Source organism: Acinetobacter sp. ANC 4805, assembly GCF_022549495.1.
Lineage (GTDB): Bacteria > Pseudomonadota > Gammaproteobacteria > Pseudomonadales > Moraxellaceae > Acinetobacter.
The window spans coordinates 17,689-38,910 of the sequence record NZ_JAKZGD010000004.1; the positions used below are offsets into that span (position 1 = coordinate 17,689).

The 21,222-nt window shown below is 38.8% G+C and carries 17 protein-coding genes; 9 read left to right on the top strand and 8 right to left on the bottom strand.

Annotated elements, in window-relative coordinates; translation table 11 throughout:
- Positions 1-4 precede the first annotated feature (4 nt).
- Positions 5-331, bottom strand: coding sequence for a ribosome assembly RNA-binding protein YhbY (gene yhbY, locus MMP60_RS06480; RefSeq protein WP_023274485.1), 327 nt, complete (start codon positions 329-331; stop codon positions 5-7).
- A gap of 230 nt (positions 332-561) precedes the next feature.
- Between yhbY and rlmE the strand changes: the two genes are divergently transcribed.
- From rlmE to MMP60_RS06505, 5 genes are all read left to right on the top strand, one after another.
- On the top strand, positions 562-1,212 hold the full coding sequence (gene rlmE, locus MMP60_RS06485) for a 23S rRNA (uridine(2552)-2'-O)-methyltransferase RlmE (protein ID WP_241335518.1): 651 nt from the start codon (positions 562-564) through the stop codon (positions 1,210-1,212).
- A 136-nt stretch (positions 1,213-1,348) separates the two neighbouring features.
- Complete coding sequence (gene ftsH, locus MMP60_RS06490; RefSeq protein WP_241335519.1) at positions 1,349-3,244, top strand: ATP-dependent zinc metalloprotease FtsH; 1,896 nt, start codon at positions 1,349-1,351, stop codon at positions 3,242-3,244.
- Between the two features lie 133 nt (positions 3,245-3,377).
- Positions 3,378-4,232, top strand: coding sequence for a dihydropteroate synthase (gene folP, locus MMP60_RS06495; RefSeq protein WP_241335520.1), 855 nt, complete (start codon positions 3,378-3,380; stop codon positions 4,230-4,232).
- A gap of 118 nt (positions 4,233-4,350) precedes the next feature.
- A complete protein-coding gene (locus MMP60_RS06500; RefSeq protein ID WP_241335521.1) occupies positions 4,351-5,976 on the top strand; it encodes a VWA domain-containing protein in 1,626 nt (541 codons plus the stop codon).
- 107 nt (positions 5,977-6,083) lie between these two features.
- Positions 6,084-6,398 (top strand): DUF5713 family protein, encoded by a 315-nt coding sequence (locus tag MMP60_RS06505; protein ID WP_023274488.1) that lies wholly within the window; start codon positions 6,084-6,086, stop codon positions 6,396-6,398.
- Between the two features lie 28 nt (positions 6,399-6,426).
- On the opposite strand, the gene MMP60_RS06510 is transcribed toward MMP60_RS06505, so the two are convergent.
- Entirely contained in the window at positions 6,427-8,028 is a 1,602-nt protein-coding gene (locus MMP60_RS06510) for a CocE/NonD family hydrolase (RefSeq protein WP_241335522.1), read from the bottom strand.
- Positions 8,029-8,149: 121 nt separating this feature from the next.
- Positions 8,150-9,103 carry a DMT family transporter gene (locus tag MMP60_RS06515; RefSeq protein WP_241335523.1) on the bottom strand — a complete coding sequence of 318 codons (954 nt, stop codon included), beginning with the start codon at positions 9,101-9,103 and terminating at the stop codon, positions 8,150-8,152.
- 421 nt (positions 9,104-9,524) lie between these two features.
- Here MMP60_RS06515 and pnuC point away from each other — a divergent pair, with 421 nt between their 5' ends.
- Complete coding sequence (pnuC, locus tag MMP60_RS06520; RefSeq protein ID WP_241335524.1) at positions 9,525-10,100, top strand: nicotinamide riboside transporter PnuC; 576 nt, start codon at positions 9,525-9,527, stop codon at positions 10,098-10,100.
- Between the two features lie 39 nt (positions 10,101-10,139).
- Here pnuC and MMP60_RS06525 read toward each other — a convergent pair whose 3' ends face one another.
- On the bottom strand, positions 10,140-11,285 hold the full coding sequence (locus tag MMP60_RS06525) for a glycerophosphodiester phosphodiesterase (RefSeq protein ID WP_241335525.1): 1,146 nt from the start codon (positions 11,283-11,285) through the stop codon (positions 10,140-10,142).
- 136 nt (positions 11,286-11,421) lie between these two features.
- Positions 11,422-13,035, bottom strand: coding sequence for a phosphoethanolamine transferase (locus MMP60_RS06530; protein WP_241335526.1), 1,614 nt, complete (start codon positions 13,033-13,035; stop codon positions 11,422-11,424).
- 325 nt (positions 13,036-13,360) lie between these two features.
- On the opposite strand from MMP60_RS06530, the gene MMP60_RS06535 reads away from it, so the two are divergent.
- From MMP60_RS06535 to MMP60_RS06545, 3 genes are all read left to right on the top strand, one after another.
- The gene (locus tag MMP60_RS06535) at positions 13,361-16,459 is read left to right on the top strand and encodes a multidrug efflux RND transporter permease subunit (RefSeq protein WP_241335527.1); all 3,099 of its coding nucleotides are present in this window, start codon (positions 13,361-13,363) and stop codon (positions 16,457-16,459) included.
- 312 nt (positions 16,460-16,771) lie between these two features.
- Positions 16,772-18,112 carry a magnesium transporter gene (gene mgtE, locus MMP60_RS06540; protein ID WP_241335528.1) on the top strand — a complete coding sequence of 447 codons (1,341 nt, stop codon included), beginning with the start codon at positions 16,772-16,774 and terminating at the stop codon, positions 18,110-18,112.
- Positions 18,113-18,184: 72 nt separating this feature from the next.
- Positions 18,185-18,778, top strand: coding sequence for a DUF4112 domain-containing protein (locus tag MMP60_RS06545; RefSeq protein ID WP_241335529.1), 594 nt, complete (start codon positions 18,185-18,187; stop codon positions 18,776-18,778).
- A gap of 57 nt (positions 18,779-18,835) precedes the next feature.
- On the opposite strand, the gene htpX is transcribed toward MMP60_RS06545, so the two are convergent.
- The 3 genes from htpX to MMP60_RS06560 all read right to left on the bottom strand — a co-directional run bounded on the left by htpX (position 18,836) and on the right by MMP60_RS06560 (position 21,172).
- Complete coding sequence (gene htpX, locus MMP60_RS06550) at positions 18,836-19,741, bottom strand: protease HtpX (protein WP_241335530.1); 906 nt, start codon at positions 19,739-19,741, stop codon at positions 18,836-18,838.
- A gap of 211 nt (positions 19,742-19,952) precedes the next feature.
- Entirely contained in the window at positions 19,953-20,813 is an 861-nt protein-coding gene (locus MMP60_RS06555) for a lytic transglycosylase domain-containing protein (protein ID WP_241335531.1), read from the bottom strand.
- 107 nt (positions 20,814-20,920) lie between these two features.
- Positions 20,921-21,172, bottom strand: a complete 252-nt coding sequence (locus MMP60_RS06560) for a hypothetical protein (RefSeq protein WP_241335532.1) — start codon at positions 21,170-21,172, stop codon at positions 20,921-20,923.
- Positions 21,173-21,222: the final 50 nt, after the last annotated feature.

Genomic DNA, 21,222 nt, shown 5'->3' on the forward strand with positions numbered 1-21,222 from the left:
GATATTACTTATTACTCAAATGCGCAAAACGAACTAAATTAGACAGGTGTTGATTTTGTTTTGCTGCTTTTTTATAAAGCAAAACGATTTTACCAATCTTTTGTACAGATTCTGCACCTGTTGCTTCAACAATTGCATCAATGGTTGCTGCACGTGCATCGCGGTCTTCACCCGCAATTTTCACTTTAATCAGTTCATGATCGTTGAGTGCACGATGAGTTTCTTCAATGACGTTTTCTGTAAGACCTTGGCTACCAATCATTACAACTGGATTGAGTGCATGACCAATTTGACGTAAACGTTTACGTTCATGGATAGATAAAGCCGCCATTAAAAATACCTGATTCGAGAAACGACCTAGTATAACTTGCATCCTGATTCTAAGATAGATTCAGAAGAGAGGCACTTGAAACAAATCTGTGCAAAATTGCTGAAAAATAACCAATCATGATGATCGGAAAAAATCTGTAAAAGTTCGTGTGAAGAACTATATCCGTACTGTAATAAGAGTAATTTTCACGTACAATGACTAATCAGAAGTTTTTTGAAATTTAGTGAGTTATGGCGACACGCATTACCAATCAAAAATTGTCTAAAAGCAGTCGTGCATGGATGAGAGAGCACTTAGATGACCCTTTTGTAAAGAAAGCACAAAAAGAAGGTTATCGCGCACGTGCAGCATATAAGTTACTTGAAATCCAAGAAAAATATAAAATGATCAAGCCAGGTATGACGGTTGTCGATCTAGGTGCAGCTCCAGGAAGTTGGTCGCAAATTGCAGGTAAACTAGTTGGATCAAATGGTTTAGTCATTGCTTCAGATATTTTACCAATGGATGCACTTCCAGATGTAACGTTCTTACAAGGCGATTTTCGAGAAGAAGAAGTTTTTGAAAAATTGTTAAATATTTTAAATGGACGTCAAGTAGACATTGTAATTTCAGATATGGCCCCCAATACATCAGGTAATAGGGCTGTTGATCAACCTCGCCAAATTTATTTATGTGAATTGGCTTTGGATTTTGCTCAGAAAGTACTTGGACCAAATGGACAATTTGTAGTTAAAGTGTTTCAGGGTTCTGGATTTGATGAGTTTAGAAAACAGGTGGTCGATAGTTTTGATGTATTAAAAACAGCCAAACCTGCGGCATCACGAGCTCGATCGAAAGAAGTTTTTTTGATTGGTCAAGGTCGCAAAAAGGCATTGCAATAAAAGTGTACTTGCCAAGTTGTTAAAAATTGTGCATTTTGTACCTTTTAAGTTTTTTGCAACGCAAATTCATTGCTGTTTTTGTGAAGGTCAGCCAAGATTAGGTATGATCAAATTAGATTGATATGGGAATAAAGCCTTGAGCGATTACTTCAAGAATGCCGTATTGTGGCTCATCATACTCGGTGTTCTGATTTTGATTTTTAGCAACGTCAGTGACCGCAATAAGCCTGCAGCGATGAAATACTCAGATTTCGTTGCAGCGGTGAATGCTGGGCAAATTAAACAAGTCACAATTGACGGTTTAAATATTAGTGGTGAAAAAACCAATGGTTCTTCTTTTGAAACGGTTCGTCCGCAAGTAGAAGACACTGAATTGCTACCAAGCTTGAATAAACAGAATGTAGTCGTTGAAGGTACTGCACCACAACGTCAAGGCATTTTGATGCAACTTCTCATTGCGAGCTTCCCTGTATTACTGATCATCTTATTATTCATGTTCTTTATGCGTAATATGGGTGGCGGTGCTGGTGGTAAAAACAGCCCAATGAGTTTTGGTAAGTCAAAAGCAAAAATGTTATCTGAAGATCAAATTAAGATAACATTTACTGATGTTGCGGGTTGTGATGAAGCTAAACAAGAAGTTGTTGAAATTGTTGACTTTTTGAAAGACCCTTCTAAATTCAAACGTCTTGGTGCAACCATTCCTCGTGGCGTACTGATGGTTGGTCCTCCAGGTACTGGTAAAACATTACTTGCGAAAGCAATTGCAGGTGAAGCTAAAGTTCCATTCTTTAGTATCTCTGGTTCTGACTTCGTTGAAATGTTTGTTGGTGTCGGTGCATCACGTGTTCGGGATATGTTTGAGCAGGCGAAACGCCATGCACCATGTATCATCTTTATTGATGAGATTGATGCAGTTGGTCGTCATCGTGGTTCAGGTACTGGTGGTGGTCATGATGAGCGTGAACAAACCCTAAACCAAATGCTTGTTGAAATGGATGGTTTTGAAGGCAATGAAGGCGTGATCGTTATCGCTGCAACCAACCGTGTAGACGTACTTGATAAAGCATTGCTTCGTCCTGGTCGTTTTGATCGTCAAGTGATGGTGGGTTTACCAGACATCCGTGGTCGTGAGCAAATCTTGAATGTTCATTTGAAGAAACTTCCTTCGGTTACAGGCGTGGATGTTAAAGTCCTTGCTCGTGGTACGCCAGGATTCTCAGGTGCGCAACTTGCGAACTTAGTCAATGAGGCTGCATTGTTTGCTGCTCGCCGTAATAAAAACACGGTGGATATGCATGACTTTGAAGATGCAAAAGACAAGATTTACATGGGCCCAGAACGTAGATCGATGGTGATTCGTGAAGAAGAGCGTCGTGCCACAGCTTATCATGAAGCTGGACATGCCATTGTTGCTGAAATCTTGCCGGGTACAGACCCAGTGCATAAAGTAACAATTATGCCACGTGGTTGGGCATTAGGTGTAACTTGGCAGTTGCCGGAGCAAGACCAAACTAGCCACTATAAAGATAAGATGTTGAATGAGCTTTCAATCTTATTTGGTGGTCGTATTGCTGAAGAAGTCTTTATTAATCAAATGTCGACTGGTGCATCGAATGACTTTGAACGTGCAACCAAAATGGCGCGTGCAATGGTGACTAAATATGGTATGTCTGATGCGCTCGGTGTGATGGTCTATGAGGATGAAAACCAAAACGGTTTCTTCGGTAATGTCGGTAGCCGTACTATTTCTGAAGCAACACAACAAAAAGTTGATGAAGAAGTACGTCGCATCTTAGACGAACAATATAAAGTTGCACGTAATATCTTGGAAAATAACAAAGATATCGCACATGCAATGGTGAAAGCGTTGATGGAATGGGAAACCATTGATCGTGACCAAATCCGTGACATCATGGAAGGTCGTGAGCCTCAACCACCAAAAGTTTATGTTGCTGAAAATCCAGTGGCTGCATTTGAACCTCCTAAAGATGGTCCATCTACACCGCCACCATTACCAGCAATGGGTTAATTAGAATTAAATAAATCAGAGCGACTTAGGTCGCTCTTTTTTTGTCTGTATTTTGGTATAAGCTGAGAATAAATCATCAACCTTCAAACGACAGTCTTGTTAAAATAACCGTACTAAAGTGCGGAGAGTTTTGATGCAGTTGATGCCATTACCACAATGTCAGTTACAGTGTGGTCGTTTTACATTGGATTTATCTCAACCTCAAATGATGGGCATCTTAAATGTTACCCCTGATTCATTCAGTGATGGCGGGCAGCATCATCAAAAAGACCTTGCCATTCAACATGCTTTGCAGATGATTGAAGAGGGTGCAAGCATTATTGATATTGGTGGAGAGTCAACTCGCCCAAATGCATCACCTGTTGAGCTAGAAGAAGAAATTCAGCGTGTCATTCCTGTAGTTGAAGCTTTATCAAACTATGATGTCATCATGTCGATTGATACCAGTCAGCCTGAGGTGATTCGAGCTGCCGTGAAAGCCGGTGCGCATATCTGGAATGATGTTCGTGCTTTAACTCGTCCACAAGCTTTAGAAACGGCAGCTGAATTAAATATCCCTGTGGTGTTGATGCATATGCGTGGTGAACCGACCAATATGAATCAGCTAGATCAATATCAGGATGTGACCGAAGAAGTAATTTTTGAATTGCAGCAGCGGCTTAATCAAGCAATTGCGGTCGGGGTAAGCAAAGAAAATATTATTATCGACCCAGGTTTTGGTTTTGCCAAGAATGCACAACAGAATTTTCAATTGCTGAATGAGTTTTGGAAACTAAATCAGATGGGGTATCCGATCTTGTCTGGACTGTCACGTAAACGTTTTATTGGTGAAGCATTGAATGGTATACCTGCACAGGAACGTGCGGTTGGAAGTGTAACGGGGCATCTACTGAGTATTCAGCAAGGCGCTAGTATTGTTCGAGTGCATGATGTTAAAGCCACCAATGATGCGATAAAAGTTTGGAATGCGATGCGTTTAGTTCAGTAATTACAGAGAAATAATGAAGATAAAGATACATTCCAATACGATGTATCTTTATCTTTTTGCATACAATCACTTCAATCTTGTCATTCATTTAAAAGACATAAAAATTGGGGATTTTAATATGCATCAATCTACAAAAATACTGACCTTAACCTTGCTAAGTTCCATGATGATCGCCTGTGGTAATCCAGTAAAGGAACGTAGCCATGTAGTCGCTCCTGCGTCTTTGGTCATGTCTAATATGGCAGCGGATAGTACTCGAAAGATGATTGCTCCTGCTGCTTACATGGCAGTAATGCCTAGTCCAGAAAGCGTGCGACTAGAACAGAATACTGAAAAATATCAAAAGAATGAGGTCAATCCTATTTATCGGGTTGCAGATCAAGCAGTCTCAACTTTTAGTATTGATGTGGATACGGGTAGTTATACCAATACACGTCGTTTCCTGAATGATGGTCGTTTACCTCCTGTTGATGCAGTCCGTGCAGAGGAAATGATTAATTATTTTGATTATCAATATCCGCAACCGAATAGTATTCACCCATTTTCAGTCAGTACTGAAACTGTAGATTCACCGTGGAAAGAGAATGCTAAGTTGATCAAAATCGGCATTCAAGCAAAGGACTTAACAACCAAACAACTTCCACCTGCCAATCTCGTTTTCCTTGTTGATGTGTCTGGTAGTATGGATGCAGCAGATAAATTACCCTTAGTTAAGCAAACTCTTAGATTATTGACCGAGCAATTGCGACCTCAAGATAAAGTCACGATTATTACTTATGCCAGTGGTGAGAAACTCATTTTAGAACCAACGTCTGGTGATCAAAAAGACAAAATTTTAACCGTCATTAATGAATTACAGGCAAGTGGGGCAACCGCAGGCGAACAGGCAATTCAACTGGCTTATAAACAAGCTGAAAAAGCCTTTGTGAAGAATGGAATCAATCGTATTTTATTGGCAACTGATGGCGACTTTAATGTAGGTATTACTGACTTTAGTACTTTAAAAGGGATGGTGGCTGAGAAACGTAAAAGTGGTATTTCTTTAACGACATTGGGCTTTGGGACAGGAAATTATAATGAGCAGTTGATGGAGCAACTGGCGGATGCAGGAGATGGTAATTACAGCTATATTGATAATAAAAATGAAGCGAAAAAAGTGGTACAACGTCAGCTTTCGTCAACACTGGCAACGGTTGCTCAGGATGTCAAAATTCAGGTGGAGTTTAATCCTGCCACAGTAAAAGAATATCGCTTAGTCGGCTATGAAAACCGTATGTTGAAACAGGAAGATTTTAATAACGATAAAGTTGATGCGGGCGATATCGGGGCAGGGCATAACGTTACGGCAATTTATGAAATCATTCCAGTGGGGCAGCAAGGCTGGCTCAATGATTCACGTTATCAAGCATCAACAAAGACAGATGCAGCGAAAAAGGCAGAATATGCTTTTGTAAACTTGCGCTATAAATTACCAAATCAAGAAAAGAGTATTCTATTAAGCCAACCTGTGAAAGCAGAAAGTAAAACGCTTGTTCAAGCCAATAACGATACGCGTTTTGCGATTGCAGTTGCTGCGTACGCTCAGCAATTAAAAGGTGGGCAATATAATGGTACAATGGGTTGGGATCAAATTATTCAATTAGCAAAACAATCTACACAGCCTGATCCTTATCAGATGCGAGAAGAATTTATTGAGCTTGCGAAAATTGCTAAGAGTTTAAGTGCAAAAAAAATTAATGATTAACTTTATCAAAAGCGGTCGGAAACAACCGCTTTTTTTATGCCTAAATATCGTGATTTGTATGGGATTGTGTTATAAGCATGGCGTTTTATTAACATATAATTTTATTTATGTTTGAAGATCTCCTCCTCCCCATGTTTGATGATGAATATTATCCCGATATTCTTGTCGCAGAAGTTAAACAGCATATTCAACAGTTTTTGAAAAAAGTAGCTCGTTCTGGTTTGTCTGAAGCAGAAATTTATCGTTTTGCCCATCAAACAATAATTGAAATAAATGAAATGAAACCTCAGTTTGAGGACTTAGACTCAAGCTTGGATGATACTGCTGCGGATTATATTGCTGAAGCAATGATGATGATTGTGCAAGAAGCAGGTTATTTTGATATTGAAATGGAAGAATTGATTGTCAATCGAGAGTGGTAAAAGTCACTCTCGATTTTTATAAAAAAGATTATTTTGTCGTGGTTGCATCCCAGAGTTTTGGTAAAGTAATTTGTCCTGAAATCCATGCTTCAATTTTAGGCTGTTTAATTTTTTGATAATAAATACTTTCTGTATGAATCAGTAAGCCCAAAGTATCACCTTGATTTAAACTTCCATTTATACTTGGTAATTCAATTGTTTGATTATCTTGTTGATCCGATTTTGATCCAAAAACAACTTGATCAAAAGCCAGCTTTTTGTTTGGGTTCAATGCTGCTGTTTGATCATTGAAGATCACATATTTTCCAGTTTTCTTCGACTTTATCGCAACAGAAATAAATAAAGTAGGTGTTGAATCTTTCGATTGCGTTTCAATATTTAAAGCGAGCTGTGGTGTGCCTGTAATATGCATGACTTCAGTCATAGTCTGAATTGGAACAAAGATTGGGTGTGAATTTTTTGCTTCAATCCAAGTTTTATTTAAGGTGTAATGTGTCGCGGCATCTAAATCTTTGAGCTGCTGAACGGGGCTTTTATCAACACATAACTCAGGTAAATCATTTGTTGCGGCTTGGTCTTTGAGTTTTTGATCGAACCATCCCATGATTGTGCTTTGTAATTTATATTGCTTTTGATTCCCACAGGTAACAGATTTCCCAATATACCAAAAAGGAGTATCACCTAAAGGGGAGTGTTGGGCAAAGGGTTGCAAATGTCCGCCTTGCACACCGATTAAATGCACTTCATGTTGGGCTTTTTGAATACATTGAGCCGCTTTAACGCCTTCATTAAAAGGAAATAATACATCTCTAAAGCCTTGGATAATGAGCGCATCTGCTTTTGGCGCTTGAGCATTTTCACAGAACCAACTGGCTTGATGCGTTTTTAGAAAATGATAGGTCGATTGTTTTAATTGTCCTTGCTGCGTATCTTGATAGGCTTGTTTAAGTTCGGGATCAAATTTGTTCCAGTTCCACCAGTCACCAATTAAATTTAAGAAACTTAGCCAATCTCCTTTTGGAACGCCATTGGGTACAAGGCTATCGACGATATCATACCAAGTTGTGATTGGTACAATTGCTTGTAGGCGAGGGTCTAAAGCAGAAGCAATGTATTGCACACCGCCTGCATAAGATTCGCCAATCATGCCTGTACGAACACCATTTTGATTTTGTGCCAGTTGTGGCAAGTTTTTTTCAGCCCAGTTCATGATGCTAATCACATCTTGAGCTTCTTTTTCGGGATCCGTTAAGCGGATTTTACCCTGACTATGTCCATGTCCACGTTGATCATAGCTAATCACCCAATAGCCATTTTTCCATGCTGTTTTAGCAACTTGCCCCGTTGGCAGTAAAAAACCGTACAGACTGAGTTCAGGTCGTTTCATGCGAGATAACCCAAAACCATGTGTATGTAGTAGCAAAGGTGCAGTTTGATCTGCTTTTAAATGAGGCTGATACACTGTAAAAGCAAGCACTGTACCATCTGAGGCAGTTGTTTTTGCTTGAAAATAACGTTGTTTTAATTCAATAGGTTGTTGTTGAACTGTTTGAGGTCGTAGGGTTGCATGTACACAACCTTGTAATAGGAAAAATACACCGAACCAGATCCATAAAACATTTGAACGCATCGATTTTTTCATCCTTGAGCAAATCTTTGGGAAGCTATAATGTGATGAACGCTAGTTTACTGTGTGAAACTCGCCGAGACTATAAAAGGATAGGTCATTTTACTGACCTACCAGTTTCGTTCTATTTCATGTGACGTGAGTTGGAACGATAAGCATATAAGAATAACCCTGCACACAAGAAAATTAAACCTAAGATTAGGTGTGAGCTAAGTGGTTCATGATTGAAAAATATGCCCCATACACTTGCTAACACAGGGGTGATAATTGTAATTAACATGACTGTGGTTGGATTGAGTTTTTGAATCAGATGGAAATAAAAAATCATCGCCAAAACTGATGAAAATACTGCGCTATACAACAAAGCGAGACTGACTTGTAGACTTGGAAACTGTACTGGTGCTTGAGCGATAAAGAAGGGTAATAAACACAGATAGCCAAACCATGAAATCAGTGTTGATCCTGTCATTTGAATGATTGGGTGAATCTCCGCACCAATTTTTGCCACGAGAAACATTGAGATCACATAAAGTAATACGGCAATAATTTCATAGCTAACACCAATGATATCCATTTGAATGTGATCAGAACCTATGCCCAGCGTGAGTGATAAGCCTAAAATGGCAATTATTAACCCATACCATTGGCGTTTTAAAAAATGTTCACGTTTTAAAATAAAAACTGCAATCAAGCCAGACCATAAAGGCGCTGTTCCATAAATAATCGAGATCATCCCTGATGAGACTTTGCTTGCACCCATATAACAAAAAGCCATTGAACCAAATAATCCAAGCGCACCCGCCGCATAACTCATCATGGCTTTAAAGTTCAAGATAAGTTTAAGTCTGAAATAAAACAGACAAAGCAACGCAAGTGGAATGGCGAGGCTGAATCGAAGAAATAAACCCCAAGCCCAATGAATTTCATGCACAGTCCAGACGGCTGCTAACGGTGTAAATGACCAGATCAGCACAACTGCAATAAATTGACCGACTGTAGCTAGGCGAGGGTGAGTAGGGGCTACAGTCGGTTGAATCTGTGTCGTTTGTATAAAATTCTTTTGCTGAAACTGTGTCATGGAAATGCTCCTGTTATCGTTGTGATTGCAACGCTGTATTTGAGTAATTAAAAATGAAGGCAATAAAAAAGGTCGCTCTTGAGGCGACCTGTACTTTTCAAATGATGAGCTTGTTAAATTGTCATCGGATGAAAGAGATGTGCAAAGTCACCGTGCATAAAAATGCAGACACGTCGCCACATTGGATTGGCGGGAATGCAATCCTTAATGTGAATAAGACGAGAGGGTGAAACTTTACGAATCAACATGTGAGAAATTTTAAAATAAGCTTTACATTTTTATAGCATAAGGCTTGAGTGAAAAATAGCCTTTAGCTTTAAAAATATGGCGAATAGAAGCATATCAGATCAAGATTTTTGGCTTGCTTAAATAAAGAATATTTCCATAATGTTGTCATTCGGATTTTCAAAGTAGTTTGCTCTTGTCTTCTTTAGAAATTATTGCCGTTATTATTAGTGTGATCGGCGTTGCGCTCACGATAAAACGGAATATGTGGTGTTGGTGGTTTAATTTTTTTGCATTTATTTTATATGCTTACCTTTTTTTCACCTTTAAATTATACGGCGAAACGATTTTACAATTCTTATTTATGCTGATTAATTTCTATGGTTTTTATTATTGGCTTAAAGGTAAACGCCAAGACCATGAGATTCGGATCGAACCAATTGCAGCCAAAACGGTATTGATGCAAATGTGTTTAGCAGCAATTGGTGGATTATTATTTGGTTTAACACTTAAACATTTTACCGATGCTGCTGTACCGATTTTAGATGCGCAGCTTGCTGCATTTAGTTTATTGGCAACCTATTGGACGAGTCGTAAACATATCGCAACGTGGGTACTTTGGGTTTTTGTCGATATTGTGTATGTTGGTATGTTTATCTATAAAGAATTATTCTTAACTGCAGGTTTGTATGCCGCTTTTGTTTTGTTAGCAGCTTATGGTTGGTGGCAATGGGAGCAAGTTAAGCAGAAACAGTTGGCGTCTCAAACATAAATAAAGGCAGTCAAACTGCCTTTATTTATGAGTCTTGGATTATTTAGAGGTACTGAGGAGATAACTTTGTACCGCTTGACGACCTAGCGCAGGGTCATCCGTGAATACACCATCTACGCCAGCCTTGAAGTAAAGTTGCATTTCCTTGATTGAACCTGTCTCACAACGCTCGGCTGCTTTGGACGTATCCTTACTACATTTTAAGCTGTCTGGTAGGAAATTATTTTCAGGGCGAAAGGTATAAGGATGTACTTTTAAATTGACTTTATGGGCATCTGCGATAAAAGAGGTGGTCTGTGTCATTGCGACATCTTTAAAGACATAGACTTTCCATGGACCCACACCATTGGCGTAGGCCGAAACGTCTTTGAGGCCTTGTGCCGTTGCTAGATCCGCATAGGTTCTAGGATTGTTTTGTGCAACATAATCTGCTGGTCTTGCTTCAGGCGAATCATAGAGCTGAATCAATTGTGCATGCTTAACACTCTTGTGTAAATCGAGTTGGTTTTTTAAATATTTTAAATTTCCAACTTCAAAAGACTGTAAATAAATAGGGGCAATATCACGGCTATATTGGTATTTGGATAAGGTTTTTAACAAAGTATCTTCCATTGCCAAATTCTGTTTTTGGAAATAGGTTGGGTGTTTGGTTTCTGGATAAAGACCAATAATTTTGCCCGTTTTTTGATAATGCTTTGCAGCTAAATCAATGATTTCATCGAGTGTCGGGATTTCAAATTGATCATTATATTGCGTATTGGCAGCACGATACTGGGGAATACGCTCACGTGCTTTGAGCTGTTTTAGCTCGGCCAAAGTAAAATCTTCAGTAAACCAGCCTGTTAAACTCACGCCATCAATGACTTTGGTTTTTTTACGATCGGCAAACTGAGTTAACGTTGCGACATTGGTTGTACCACTAATTTCGTTTTCATGGCGAGCTACTAAAAAGCCATCTTTGGTCGAGACTAAATCAGGCTCGATGAAATCAGCACCATCATCAATCGCTTTTTGATAAGACTCTAAGGTATGTTCGGGGCGCAGCGCACTCGCTCCACGATGTCCGATGACCAAAATTTTCGGTAATTGATAACTCGATTGAGTGCTACTGTTTTGATCATTATTGTCATCATTACAACCCACAAGGCTGATGAGGCTAAGACAAACAACTGCTTTTTTTAACATTATGATGCTCAAATGTTTTTATTAAAGTGGTTAGTTTGTCGTGGAAATTTATCAAGGGGATGACAGTTCAGTGATCGTTTTATGAAAAAATCAGTGTTTATAAAACAACTAAAATAAAAAATAGTCTGATTGAATGTTAAGACTTATTTTTCCAGTAGGGCCAATTCGCTTCTGGCGTAAAATGATAATTATCATCTAGCCAATAGCTCTGTGGTGGAGCGGATTTATCTTTGAGACCCATAATATGCATAAGATTATTATCGAGTTCTGCTGTGTTTAGGGTTTTATCTTTATTCACACCCGTGACTGGTATTTTGTCGTACCACATCATGACAGGGACTTGATAGCCAGCTTTGGTGTTTGGGCTATGACCAGCATAATCAATTTCATGCCCGACTTCATTACCATGATCAGAAACCATGGTAAATGATCTAAAATCAGGTTTATGATCCGCCTGTAAAGTCTCTAAGAATTTTACGAGCAATGAATCTTGATATAGCATTGCATTGTTATAGTCGTTTCGTAATGACCGAATCCAAGGATCAATATTTCTGTCCTTGAGATCGCGTTCTACGGCATCATTACTGTCACTACTAAATTTATTAAACATAGTTGAATAGCGCTCTTGATAGTTCGGATGTGCGCCAATCAAATGCAAAATAATCAATTTTTTAGGATTTGGATCTGCTAATGCTTGCTGATAGACAGGCATTAATGTTTCATCCAAAGAGGTACTGCTACGTCCAGAGCGTGTATTTTTATAAACAGCTTTATCCGCATAAGACCCAAATAATGAGGATAAATAGCTGTCATCTTGGTTGCTTAACCAATAAATCTTATAACCTGCTGCACGAGCGTATGCCAATATACTTTCGGGGGAATATTGGTCATGTTCAGATGCGGGGCTTTCAGTGAGTAACACACGTAATGCATTAATGGTCGAAGGTGAGGGTGAAAATGCATTACAAAAGATACGAAGTTGATCAATTTTCTTTGCTAATTCTGGTGTGGTATTTCTTGGATAGCCACAGACCCCTAAATTTAAGCTGGTTAAACTTTCTGAAAGCACCAACACATGTGTTTGCTTTTCATTTTTAGGTGTTGTTAGGATTAAACTTTGTTTTGCGCTCAGATCCCATTGATGATGAACGTCTTTATGTTGTTTAATTCTATTTTGAAAATCTTGAATTTTAGTTTGATAGTCTGACCAAAAAACCATGGGGTGGACTTTACGTGAAGGCTTCATTAAATAGCTCGTCACGGTTAATAATACCAGTAGAATGATGCAGCTACGATAAATCCGACTATTCCAAAGTTGATTGAAGTGTCTTGTTTTAATCAGTTTAAAAGCTGAGAAAATATAGATTGCCAATAAGGTTAGTAAACCAAATATAACGATTGCAATTGTGTTTAGATGAAGTTGTAAGAATTCCCATGTTTCTTTTTGATTGGTATTGGCAATTGCTTCAACAATAAAATACGCTTCATTATCACTATTAAATAAAAACCACGTACTAGAACGAAGTAAGGCATCTAACCAAGCAATAAACCACCAAACGATTGAAAGCATATACCAATAGATAATCTGCTGTGAAATCGCGAGGTAAATAAAAGCAACACCAGGTAAAGAGAGAAAGCCAAGTCTTAAACCATCGGATAAGTTCCCTGCAAAAATCAGCAAACCGCCCGTGATCAGCGCAGGCAGTAAAATAAGTAGCAGGATATTAAACCTTGTTAAGCTGGCCTTCATAGACGCCTGATAAAATGGGGGGAGAATAGAGAGCGTGCTACTATCGGTTTAAGTGCGTTAGGTGTCAATGTGAAATTAAAAAGTATTTGATTGTGTAGTAAATAAATTGTTTGGAGTTGTTCCATTTTTTAACTCAATGGAGCATTTTCGATTGTTATTATTATTCAATAATATTCATGATTTCTCCGTAATTGTCGCTTTTTGCAATGATATGTTAATAACAATGGTGTTTGCTTGAAAGCTCAGCAATGATGATTGTTTGAAAATAGTACTCTCTCCCTATCTTTCTGAAAAATAGACTGTTTCAAAAATGGAATGAACAGCCATGTTATCTAAGTTTTTTATTGAGCGCCCGATCTTTGCAACCGTACTTGCAATTATGGTGATGGCTTTTGGTATTTTCTCTATTTTAAATCTCCCAGTAGAGCGCTATCCCGATATTGCACCACCTCGTATTACAGTCTCTACCACATATACGGGAGCTTCAGCTGAAACCGTTGAGCAAAGTGTGACTCAAGTTTTAGAACAACAAATTAAAGGCATTGATCATTTACTATATTTTAGTTCAACCAGCGATTCATCTGGTCGTAGCCGAATTAACCTTAGTTTTGATATCGGTACCAACCCTGATACAGCACAGGTACAGGTACAAAATAGTATTAATGGTGTGTTGAATCGTTTACCTGAAGAAGTACAACGACAAGGTGTAAATGTTTATAAATCACTTGGCGATACGCATATGGTGATTGGCTTATATGACACTACAGGTCGTAGTAGCAATATCCAGATTTCAGACTATTTAGCAGACCATATCGAACAAAATATTGCTCGAATTGAAGGCGTTGGTGAAGTTGATGTTTTTGGTTCGCAATATGCCATGCGAATTTGGTTGAACCCACTCAAGTTAAAACAATATCTGTTGATTCCGAGTGATATTCGTGCAGCAATTGAAGCTCAAAATACGCAAGTTGCAGCCGGTTCGATCGGGGCTTTGCCTGCTGTATCAGATCAATATTTAAATGCAAAAGTCAGTTCAGGTTCACGTTTGCAAACAGTTGAACAATTTGAAAATATTATTATTAAAGCCAATGTGGATGGAAGCTTTGTTTATTTAAAAGATATTGCTCGAGTTGAATTAGGTGCAGAGAACTATCAATCATTCAATACCATTAATGGCTATCCATCTGCGGGGATGGGCATTTCACTGGCATCAGGTGCCAATGCCTTAGCCACTTCCGCAGCCATCAAAGCTGAACTTGATCAGCTTTCAGCAAAGATGCCACAAGGCTATAAAGTCGTTTATCCGCGAGACAACACGCCGTTTGTACAAGAGTCGATTAAACAGGTCGTGAGTACGCTATTTGAAGCCGTGGTATTGGTTGTGGTGGTCATGTTCCTATTTTTACAAAATTGGCGCGCCACGCTTATTCCGACTTTGACTGTTCCGATTGTAATTTTAGGTACATTCACTGTGCTGTATGTACTTGGATTCAGTGTCAATACTTTAACTTTATTTGCAATGGTGTTGGCGATAGGTCTATTAGTCGATGATGCAATTGTTGTGGTTGAAAATGTTGAACGCTTGATGCATGAGCAACACCTTTCAGCGAAACAGGCTGCGATTGCTTCCATGCAAGAAATGACGGGCGCTTTGATCGGGATTACCTTGGTGCTGACGGCTGTATTTATTCCTATGGCATTTTTTGGCGGCTCTATGGGTGTGATTTATCGACAGTTTTCGATTACATTAGTTGCTGCGATGATTCTTTCATTACTGGTTGCTTTAATTTTAACACCCGCCTTATGCGCACTTATTTTAAAACCCAATCCTCAGCCTGCCAAATGGGCACAGTGGTTTAACCAAAAATTAGATCAATTAAAACAACGCTATTTACAATCTGCCCAATACAGCATCCAACATAAAGCAATCGTTTTAGTGTTATTTGTGGGTTTAATTGCGATATTTGGTTTGGTTTATAAAACCCTACCAACGAGCTTCTTGCCAAGTGAAGACCAAGGAATTTTGAGTGTGCAGTTCAAAACTGCGGAAGGAACGCCGTTACCGAGAACACAAGAAATGGGGGAGCAAATTCGCCAATATTTTGCTGATCATGAAGCTAAAAATGTTGAGGTTATTTTGGTTCGTTATGGGCGTAACAATTCAGGTACAGGGCAAAATTTAGGATCGGCTTTTATTGCTTTAAAACATTGGGATGAACGTAAAGGACAGAAAAATGCAGCACAAGCGATTCGCCAACGTGCAATGAAGTTTTTTAAAAACAATCCTAATGTACAAGTAAATGTGATGATGCCTGCTTCAGTCAGTGGTTTGGGACAAACCAGTGGTATCGACTTTTGGATTCGAGATATTAATGGTCAAGGTCGGACTTTCTTAGATCAAAAATTTAAGGCGCTACAACAGCAGTCGGAAAATCAAAATAGTTTTGAAAATATTGATAAACAAACCACTTCCGATAAAACGGAGCTGAAAGTTCATATTGATCAAAAACAAGCAATGGCAATGGGGCTCACTCAAGCGGCAATGAACAGTACATTATCTGCTGCGTGGGGTGGAACGTATATTAATGACTTTATTGATCGTGGACGAATTAAGCGAGTCATGATGCAAGGTGATGCACAGTTTCGTTCCAAGCCTGAAGATTTACAGTATTGGTCTGTACGTAATAACCAAAATCAAATGGTGCCTTTTAATCAGTTTGCTCAAACGGCATGGCATGGTGAACCTGATGTGGTCACGCGTTATATGGGTTATGCAGCAGTTCAAATGCAAGCAGATGTCAAAGATGGATTTAGTTCGGGTGTTGCCATGAACGATTTGAAAAAGATGGTGAATCAGTCTGATGATCTAGATTTAGCCTGGAGTGGTTTATCTTTTCAAGAACAGCAGTCAGGTCAAATGGCAATCTGGCTATATCTGGTGTCCGCAGGATTCATTTTCCTGTGTCTTGCTGCTTTATATGAAAGCTGGAGTATCCCAACTGCAGTTATGGCTGCAATCCCATTGGGCATTGGTGGCAATATCTTGTTTGCTTACTTGACTGGTTTTCCAAATGATATTTATTTCCAAATTGCCTTGCTCACAACGATTGGTTTGTCGTGTAAAAATGCGATTTTAATTGTTGAATTTGCAGCAATTGCTCAAGCACAGGGGCACAATGCAGTTCAAGCTGCTTTACAAGGAGCAGGTTTGCGTTTGCGTCCAATTTTAATGACCTCTTTTGCTTTTGGTGCAGGTATTTTACCACTCGTTTTTGCATCAGGTGCAGGGGCGGTGAGTCGTCAAGAAATTGGTACGAGTGTATTGGGTGGCGTTATTTTTGGAACCGTATTGGTGCTGATTTTTATTCCTTTTATGTATGTATTGGTGTCTAATGTTTTCAAAGTAAAATCAAAGCAGTGTTAAAAATACAGAATATGCTGATTTGTTGGTCACAAAACTGATGAGCAATTGATCGAGTCACTTAAACAGTTGATTCTCTTAATTGTTCATTTTTGTTGCCTACGTTGTGAATAGAAAAAAAGGTTTGTAGTATTGCCGTGCCGTATAAGCGGTTAAATGAGGTTTTGTTCGTTCAATGGACATACACAGTTGTGATTTATTAAGAATTACACATTTTTATATTCATCAAAATCTGAATGAAGAGCATTATTCGAGCGTCATATAATCGGTCGTATTGGCTCTTCATTGCTGGTGATTGGTCGTGAAGAGGCAAACATGAGCTATAATAACTTCTTATACTTATTAAATGATGCGCTAAAAAATAATCATATCGAACTTGCACTTGCATCATTAAAAACTTTCCGTGCCGCAGACATTGCAGATTTATTAACTCAATTATCTATAGAGCATAGCCAATTGTTGTTAATACACTTACCTGAGCGTGCCTATATTTTTTCTTATCTGCCACCTACTCAACAAGTCAAATTCGCTAAGGCAATACCCAGAAATATTTTTGCAGAAATTATTGGCGAAATGCCATCGGATAAACGAGCTGATGTATTCAAACGTTTAGATGAAGCACAGCAAAATGCATTATTGCCTGCTCTAGCACAAGCTGAAAGAGAAGATATTCGTCAACTTTCATCTTATATTGAAGGGACGGCTGGCGCAATTATGAGCTCTGAATATGCCACATTGAAACCGAATATGATGGTGAAAGATGCCATTAATATGTTGCGTTTTGAAGCACCTGATACTGAAACCATCTACTTTGCCTATGTTTTGGATCAAGCCCGAAAAATTCTTGGAGTTTTATCTTTAAAGCAATTAATCCTTGCACCCGAAGAACAGAATATTAATGAGTTAATGGAAACGAATCTGTTAACAGCTTATGTTGATACCGATCAGGATGAAGTCGCTAAAATTATTGCCCGTTATGATTTATTAGCACTGCCAATTATTGATCATCAAGACATGATGGTTGGAATCGTGACTTATGATGATGCAATGGATGTTGCGAGTGAAGAAGCAACAGAAGATTTCTTAAAAGTTGGTGCGGTCAATGCTTCATCTAAACTCAGTATTAAATCTGCGCCAATTCTGCAACTTTATCAAAAGCGTGTTTTTTGGTTAGTGTTTTTGGTCTTTGGTAGTTTACTGTCAGGGATTGGGATTGCTCACTACGAAGATGTGATTGCTCAGCACCTTGTTTTGGTCTTTTTTCTCCCACTTTTGGTTGGGAGTGGTGGTAATGCAGGTTCTCAGTCTTCCACGCTAATGGTTCGTGCTTTAGCCACAGGCGATGTACAGTTTAAAGATTGGTTCCATTTACTTGGACGTGAGAGCCTCGTTGCATTGTGTTTAGGTGGAACAATGGCAATTGCTGTATCAGTACTTGGTTATTTCCGTGGTGATGAAATGGTGGCACTGGTCTTGGCGCTGAGTATGATGGGCATTGTGCTGATGGGCTGTCTGATTGGGATGAGTCTGCCTTTTATTTTAAATAAAGTCGGGCTTGATCCTGCAAGTGCATCAGCCCCTTTAGTGACGTCCATTTGTGATGCAACAGGGGTGATTGTGTACCTATTTATTGCTTCAATGATTTTATTCCATTAAGTAATAATAACTGTACCGACAAAACTGAAAAACTACTTTATTCTCAAGGATAAACATCATTTTGGGTTAGAAATGACAGATCAAACAGGGCAGAAAAAACTCAGCAAGCAGCAAGCGATTGCCGTAGAGCGTGATTTGGCAAAATTCGCCAATACAATGGATAGCTTGGTTCGGATTCCATTTACCAAACAGGGCGTTGGTGCTGATGCTGCATTAAGTACGATTCCATTTGCAGGGGATGTTGCGGGTTTTATTTTGACATTGTATGCCTTTAAAAAAGCAAGAGAAGTCGGTGTGCCACAACATAAACTGAATGGTGTGCTCAAACTGGCGATTATGGATATGTTCGTTGGTTTTGTGCCGATTGTGGGAACGTTATTTGATGTGTTTATTCGCCCAAGTCGAAGAACATTGGAAATTGTACATGAGCATATCCGTGAGGAATATCAAGTGTACAGTGATATTCATGTAATCCATCCTTTCTTACATGAATCACTGGAACAAAAACAGAAAACGTCAGCCTTTTGGCGTAATCCTGTGGTGAGTTGGGTGTGGCTACGTATTCCAGATTTACTCGGTATTGTTGTACTTATTTTACTGGCTGTATTGGTATGGGCAGGCTTTGGCTATCTCTGGCAATTTTATCAATCTTTTCAGACCCCTTAATTGATCCTCAAAAATAAAGCCTCCATCACGGAGGCTTTATTTTTTATCTGATACTGATTATTGAACATTTAATTGCTGTAATGCAGCAACACGTTGTTCAATGGTTGGGTGGGTTTGGAATAAAGCCGCTAAGCTAAAACCTTGTTCCTTACCTTCCGCAATCGCAAATGCTTTCATTTCTTTCGGCATTTGATCTGGCAGTTCTGATTCTGCTTGTAAACGAAGTAGTGCAGAAATCATCGCCTGTTTACCTGCTAAACGTGCGCCAGCTTCGTCTGCGCGATATTCACGTTGACGAGAGAACCACATCACGATCGCAGATGCCATGATACCAAATACGATATCGAGCACCATTGTAATGGCAAAATAAGCAAGTCCAGGTGCTTCACCATCTTCACGACCAAAGACGTTACGATCGATAAAGTCACCTACAATACGTGCAAAGAACATGACAAAGGCATTGACGACACCTTGAATCAGCGCAAGCGTCACCATGTCACCATTTGCAACGTGACCAATTTCGTGTGCAAGTACGGCACGCAGTTCATCTTTATTCATACGCTCTAATAGACCAGTTGATACAGCAACCAGAGCATCGTTTTTATTCCAACCTGTTGCAAACGCATTTGATTGGTAAGAAGGGAAAATACCAACTTCAGGCATATTAATACCTGCGCGTTGAGATAATTGAGCCACTTCTTGTAGTAACCAAGCTTCGGCTTGACTACGTGGTGCATTTGGGTCAATTAATTCAGTTCCAGTGGTTTTTTTAGCCATCCACTTCGACATAAATAGGGAAATAAAAGAACCTACCATACCGAAGACAAAACAGATCACTAATAGGTTGCCTAGGTTTAAGCCACCCGCACCATGGTAACTACCGACACCGAAGAGTGACAAAATAATGCCAGCTACAACCAGTACCGCGAGGTTGGTTAGCAAGAACAAACCAATCCGCATCATTGAGAAAACCCTCTTGTAAATAAATATTGATCTGATTTATAAATTAAATCACAACAATAATATGCAGGGCGAACCTCAAAAATTCAAGAAAAAAATAGATATAGATACATTAAGCTAATAAAACGATCTATAAGCTTTCAATGGTGATATGAGCGTAATTTTTATAAAAAAGTAAGAAAAATCATGTGATGAGAATCAGTGATCTGAATAATTAATCACCTACCCGAATGCGTGCAGAAGCAGTTGCATTTGTAGTGGTATATGTCCCTGGTGCATCTGTGAACGTACCATCAGCTAAGGTGATAATTTGGCGATTATATTGTTTAGGGGGGGGGACAGGTTCTGGGTTAGATGAGGTGTAATTTGCAGATTGAGCAATTACTTGAGTATTCGCCGCATTTGAATTGGATGTAGAACCTAAGCTCGATGAATAAAGATTTTGATAACGGCTTGTCACACGACGCACATAATCTTGTGTTTCTCGAAATGGTGGAACACCACCATATTTATCAACATTACCTTCACCTGCATTGTATGCAGCCACAGCAAGTTGGGTATTACCATTAAAACGTTTTAATAACCAACTTAAATATCTCGCCCCACCAAAAATATTTTGTTGAGGGTCATAGGCATTACTGACATTGAAACGACGTGCAGTTGCAGGCATAAGTTGCATTAAGCCCTGAGCGCCGACAGGTGAGCGTGCATTAATATTAAAGCCTGATTCAGTATGCATGACGGCTTTAATTAAACCTTCAGAAATGCCATGTTGTTGAGCAGCTTGGCGGATCAGTTGGTCAAAGGCATTTTTATTACGGCTATAACTTGGCAGAACAGAGGCTTCACTTGAACCCCAATTACTATAACTATGAATATTACTGTCAGGATAATAGGTTGCTTTTACAACTTTTAGATGGCTGTATTCTGCTTTCTTTTTATTGGTCAGCAAAGTTGTGCCATTATTATCTTTAAATTGATAAATCGTCTGCCCAGCATAACTTGATACTGTACAATTTAGAAAACCGATCGTCCCCAAGCAAAGGGCAAAAATATATTTTGTTTTGTCCATCATTATAATATTCACAAAAGATGAGCATAAGTTCTTCACAGCAGTGTAACAAAAAAAAGTGGAAAAAGAACTTTGGCTACAATTTTTTTATTTTCACTGTCTGACAAAAATCAAGTCCATTTGTGCGAATGTTCAGCAAAAAAAATTAAAATATTTTTTTTAAAATAGAAGTCTTGACTTAAATAAGTCATTGATTTTTTTCTATTAAAAATAGTGGTTAAAAAATGATCAATTTGATTGTAAGCCTTATTATCAGCTAAAAACAGTTTGTCAATAGCGAAGAAATCCACAATTTTATCCACAGCTTTTGTGGAAAACTGTGGAAAAGTTTGAAATATAAGCAATCCAGACAGTTTTGACATAATTTGGTCACAATTTTACCAGTATGAAACTGAAATATGACGATTGGACG